Genomic DNA, 5,365 nt, shown 5'->3' with positions numbered 1-5,365 from the left:
AATTCGTGAAAACCAAACAGTTGTTTTAGAAGTATGACAATGTATCTGGTATGGTAAAAAAGCGGTGCGACCCCGCGACGACGCCAGTCGCAAGGGAACGCGCACCAAGAGACCGCAAATTATCCAGAGCTATATCTGATTTAGGTTGGAGAACATTCAGGACTTTTTTAGAAGGAAAAGCAGAAAAATATGGTCGCGATTTCAGAGTAATTAGTCGTTGGGAGCCAACATCCCAAGTTTGCTCAAATTGTGGCTTTAAAGGTGGGAAGCTAGACCTTCAGGTGCGAGAATGGGAGTGTCTCAACTGCGGTGCAAAACATGATAGAGACGAGAATGCAGCAATAAATATATTAGTCGCGGGCGGGCAGTCCGAGACGTTAAACGGACGTGGAGGCAAGTGTAAGACTACTGCCAAAGTAGCAGCAGCCAGTGAAACGTCAACCCGCCAAGGAGCTACGGCTCGGTAGGAATCCCCATGCCTTCAGGCCGGGGAGGATGTCAAATATCTGATTATACTGGAGTTACAGAACACCGCGATTTCATAGAAGAAGTTGGCGGTCAATTTGTAGGTGATTTTGTCAAAGAGGAACAAGGAGCTACAGATGATATTCAGAATGGTAGTTTTGAAGAAGGTTTAAGTGGTTGGAGTATAATAGGAGCTGCGGGAACACCAATTGATTTTGGTACGCCAACATCAGACGGTGAATCTGATGCCTTCATTTATAACGATATAATGGCTGTAACTGACTATGAAATAGAAGACTTTTTGGGATTAGCAGTAGGAAATTTAGAAGATTTATCAGGTAGTTTCCCTTTTGAAGGTTCTGCTATCAAGCAAACTTTCACAGCAAATGCTGGAGATATTCTCTCATTTGATTTTAACTTTTTGACAGATGAACTGGCAGCCGAAGATTTTGGTGAAGAAATGTTCAATGACTTTTCTTTTGTTTCTCTTTCTGGTGCAGATACCTATTTAGATTTATTAGCTGATACTTCCTCTACTTTTGTTCCTTCTGATACATACTTCTTTGACGAAACAGGATATCGAAGTTTTTCTTATGAGATTCGTGAGACTGGAACTTACACTCTAGGGTTTGGTGTTGCGGATGCAGAAGAATTTACTGGGTTTTCTGGACTTTTAGTTGATAATGTGAAACTGGCATCCACACCAGAGCCCACAACAACAATAGGATTATTTGCTAGTGTTTTTGGAGCATTTTCTTTGCTCAAGCGTAAAAAAAAGTAATATGACAGTAATTAGCTATTAGCTTGTTACTTTCTCTGAAAATATCTCAGCTTTCAAGGCTGTTTACAGCGGTTTTCATTTGGGTAGACCACAGTAGGGACGTTCCATGGAACGTCCCTACAAGGTTTTGCTGATGAAGATGTGGTTCATCAATGAGCAAAAGCGCTGTAATCTAATTAACTTCTAGATGCCAGTACTATATTTCCAGATATTGGAACTAATATTTATCCCTACTCTTAAGATTAGTTTGAGTAGGGATAATTTTTCTCAATTAGGGAATAGGGAATATTTCTACAAGGGTTTTGATTTTGATTATGGGGTTCACCTATCTGAAAATTGCTGTCAAAAGCGTGGAGTAAAGTTTACAAGACTTACACAATAGCACTAATTGTAGTAGTCAGAACGAGAATAATGATCAAATTTACACTGTATGTAGCAGTACTGCGTAAGTCCTGAGTTTATATTTCCTCTATTGGTGTTCTACCAGATGGGTATCTACAGCGTGGGGGTTCACACCATATAGAATTCTTTTTAATAAATGCTATATTTGCACAAGACTTCTTTTTCAACATAAAATAAAATAGAGGAGCAATAAAAATAATGATCATAGATGGTACTCCAGGTCGCGATGTGCTAACAGGAACTGGTGGCGATGATGTAATTACTGGTTTCGGAGATAGAGATACTATTACTGGTGGTGGTGGTGACGATACATTTGTTTATACTAGCATTGTAGATGGATATGATGTCATCACTGACTTTGAAATTGGTAGCGATAAAATTGACTTGGTTGGTGTATTGAATGATTTAGGTTTTGCAGGTGACGATCCCATTGCTGAGGGTTACATTGGCTTTATCTATCGTCCAGGGCGTCCTCGTTCTCGAGAGCGTCCACGAAGCCCGTCTACTGTCTTAACTATCGATCCTGATGGTAGTGCTGGTCCTGAAGCGCCTATTCCCTTATTATCAGTTGGAGGAGGGGGGTTAGACAACCCAGACAACTTCATTTTTTAACTTAAGTGCTAAATCTTGAGGACTGAATATCAAAGCTTTGCTGTGATCGCAAAGCTTGATTGAAAAAGAGTCCTGGAAAACTTAACGAAAGTAATCTTATTTCCAGATATTGGAATTAATATTAATCCCTACTCTAACTAATGTTCAGAGTAGGGATAATTTTTGAGATCTATTATCGTCCAAACAAACTAGAATCAACCTTAAAAAAATTTCCCAAAGTTTCAGCCAACTCATCGCTAATCTCACCCTTACCACTAACCAACTCAAGCGCAACATTCGACGAACCAACTACTTCTACCAAATCTTCTAGTTGTACGTTCTGCTGTTCCATTAAAAACAGTAACATCGAATGAGGTGTGGATGTCGCACCAGGACGATAAAAATCGCTCTCAAATTTTTCAATTAAAACAATCAATAACTCATAGAGAGCCTCCTCTTCTGGAGTGCGATTTTGAATGTGCATCAACTCCTCTATAACAGCCAGCATTCGTTCGTTTTCATCCTCCGTTTTAATTAGCTTCGGCTGGTATTTTACTAATAAATCGCTATATTTTTGCGAGCTAAAAGTAAGGGTCATTTTTCCAAGACTCCTTATAGTATTCTGCATGAGTAAGAATGTATTTAATGTAAATTAATTGTCGTTGGTAATCTATACTCACAATTAAGCGATATTTATTACCCTTAATATTAAAAACTGTAAAATTACCAACAGCCTCAGCTGTGGGAAAAACAGATTGCACCTCAATCAAATTTGACCAACTAGCCTTACTGGCAACTTTATACCAGTTATCCAAAGGATTATTGCAATCGTTATGGTTGCTAGCATATTCCCTTAAACGTCTATAACTAATGACGTGCATTTGTTAATCGGGACAACAACTGATTAGCATTATAGCAATAAATAGACAGAACTCAATCATTCCGCTCACATATAGAACCCATTAGGCATCTCTAGAAAAGAGGGAGTAGAGAGTAGGGGGAAATAATTGAGATAATTGATTTAATTTTTGGGCGTTGCTGATTTTGGGTATGATTTTTCCCCCCTAGCCCCCAAAATTCTGGGATTTAGGGGAGAACTAAACAATCGCACATTCATACTTCAATTCAGCAACGCCAATTTTTGATTATTGGAGATTCTAATATTAATCCCTACTCCAACCTAATGTTCAGAGTAGGGATAATTTTGTCTCAAACCAATGATCTCATCCAAAGCGGAAACGGGAGCAATATGCTCCCACTGTAGAATTAAACCTTAGCTAATTGGAACACAGCTCCTAAACCAGATGCCATTTCTTCTGGAGAAATTTTACCATCATGATTGATATCTAGAGCATCAAATACAGCATCAGTTCCTGCCCACTCTTCACGAGTGATGAAACCATCACCATCTAGGTCATAGATATGGAAAATATCTTCTGCTGCATGAGTTACTCCCTCTAGACGAGTCAAGCGCTCTGCTAACAGATTTTCCAATGATTCTAACGCCTTGGAGAAACCTTTAATGCCTTCATCCAGTTTTTGAGATGCCATCCGGTTTTCAGCGTGCATCTTATCAAATGTCTCTTTGTCTATTGCAATTTTTTCTGCATCAGACTGAGCCGCTTTCTCCACAGAAAGTTTGGTCGGTAGGTCTCCTGTAGTTGATTCTAGACTACCTAACAAACCAGGTGAAATAGTCAACAAGTCGCAACCTGCTAATTCTGTGATTTCACCAATGTTGCGGAAGCTAGCTCCCATGACTTCAGTCTTGTAACCAAATTTCTTGTAGTAGTTGTAGACTTGAGTCACAGATAATACACCGGGATCTTCCGCAGGAGGATAAGAGTCTCGCCCAGTATCTTTTTTGTACCAGTCTAATATTCTACCTACAAAGGGAGAAATTAGAGTTGCTCCTGCTTCAGCACAAGCGATCGCCTGATGGAGACCAAAGAGTAGGGTTAAGTTGCAGTGAATACCCTCTTTTTCTAATACTTCGGCAGCTTTGATACCTTCCCAGGTAGAAGCGATTTTAATCAAGATGCGATCGCGAGAAACTCCTGCTGCTTCATACTGAGCGATTAAATCTCGTCCTTGAGCTATTGTTGATTCTGTATCGTAGGATAGTCGTGCATCAACTTCTGTAGATACTCGCCCTGGAATAATCTGTAAAATCTTAAGTCCAAAAGCAACTGCCAATCTCTTAAATGCTAAATTTGCTACATCAGAAGGAGTAGCATCTGTTCCCAATTCTTCCCTTGCTTTTTTCAAGGTTTCATCCACAATTTCTTGATACTGTGGCATCTGAGCTGCAGCAGTAATTAATGAGGGATTAGTAGTAGCATCCCGTGGTTGAAATTTTTCAATTGCTTGAATATCACCTGTATCAGCAACAACGATGGTTACTTCTCGTAATTGTTCGAGTAAATTCTTAGCCATTTATTTATTTCTCCCTTTGAGAATAAGTTACTTACTTATGGTTTAGTCGATCGTGCCCTAGTATTCAATATACTTTGAGATATTAGGACAAAGCTACTTGCACTAATTTTCTACTGTATTTCTATACAAATCTTCATCCAATTCCATTTCTGATACCATACTTTGAGCATGAACTAATCTATCTGCAGCTGACAGAACGTCGTTCAGAACACCAAAAAAAAGACTTTTTCTTAGTAACTATTTTCATTTCTTCAGTTAATTCTCCTTCTTCTTTAGTATTATCTGAAGTTCTTAAGTTTATCCATAATTTATCCCTGCATTACTTCATAATAGGCTTGAAAATTTCTAAAGTATTCATGCAGTTCAGTTACTAATTTAAAGATTAAGTAATCCCCAATGTCTAATTGTGGTTTTTCTTGCTCATTCGGAGTATTTTTAGTTAATTATAACCTCCGTATTATATCAGAACAAATTTTTAATTCATCTATAGAATGGATGAAATTATCGGCACGTTAGTTTTGTGTTTGACTTTATGGATAACTTACCAGATTAACTTTTTGATTTCTGTGCCTTAACATACACTATCAATTTGTCAAATATATTATTAGACATCTCCAGAAAAGAGGGAGTAGGGAGTAGGGAGTAGGGAGAAAGAATTGATAATTTATGTGTGATAATTGATTTTATTTT

General features: G+C 38.3%; 6 protein-coding genes. 3 read left to right on the top strand and 3 right to left on the bottom strand.

The features are described 5' to 3' along the window. Positions 1–50: 50 nt before the first annotated feature. From AC3DU7_RS23960 to AC3DU7_RS23950, 3 genes are all read left to right on the top strand, one after another. Positions 51–467: an RNA-guided endonuclease InsQ/TnpB family protein gene (locus tag AC3DU7_RS23960; protein WP_488041809.1), complete on the top strand. Its 417-nt coding sequence runs from the start codon at positions 51–53 to the stop codon at positions 465–467. Positions 468–475: 8 nt separating this feature from the next. Then, the gene (locus AC3DU7_RS23955; protein ID WP_488041808.1) at positions 476–1,246 is read left to right on the top strand and encodes a PEP-CTERM sorting domain-containing protein; all 771 of its coding nucleotides are present in this window, start codon (positions 476–478) and stop codon (positions 1,244–1,246) included. A gap of 600 nt (positions 1,247–1,846) precedes the next feature. Then, on the top strand, positions 1,847–2,260 hold the full coding sequence (locus AC3DU7_RS23950) for a M10 family metallopeptidase C-terminal domain-containing protein (protein ID WP_488041807.1): 414 nt from the start codon (positions 1,847–1,849) through the stop codon (positions 2,258–2,260). A 172-nt stretch (positions 2,261–2,432) separates the two neighbouring features. Here the strand turns inward: AC3DU7_RS23950 and AC3DU7_RS23945 are convergent, their stop codons facing one another. The 3 genes from AC3DU7_RS23945 to AC3DU7_RS23935 form a co-directional block, all read right to left on the bottom strand. Then, positions 2,433–2,837: a helix-turn-helix domain-containing protein gene (locus AC3DU7_RS23945; RefSeq protein WP_488041806.1), complete on the bottom strand. Its 405-nt coding sequence runs from the start codon at positions 2,835–2,837 to the stop codon at positions 2,433–2,435. Further along, entirely contained in the window at positions 2,821–3,120 is a 300-nt protein-coding gene (locus tag AC3DU7_RS23940; RefSeq protein ID WP_488041805.1) for a type II toxin-antitoxin system HigB family toxin, read from the bottom strand. The genes AC3DU7_RS23945 and AC3DU7_RS23940 overlap by 17 nt, the downstream gene beginning before the upstream one ends. A gap of 385 nt (positions 3,121–3,505) precedes the next feature. Next, the gene (locus AC3DU7_RS23935) at positions 3,506–4,675 is read right to left on the bottom strand and encodes a transaldolase (RefSeq protein WP_488041804.1); all 1,170 of its coding nucleotides are present in this window, start codon (positions 4,673–4,675) and stop codon (positions 3,506–3,508) included. Positions 4,676–5,365: the final 690 nt, after the last annotated feature.

Source organism: Okeania sp. (assembly GCF_983059655.1).
The sequence above is the reverse complement of the archived record's forward strand: the minus strand, read 5'-3'. Positions and strand labels throughout refer to the sequence as shown.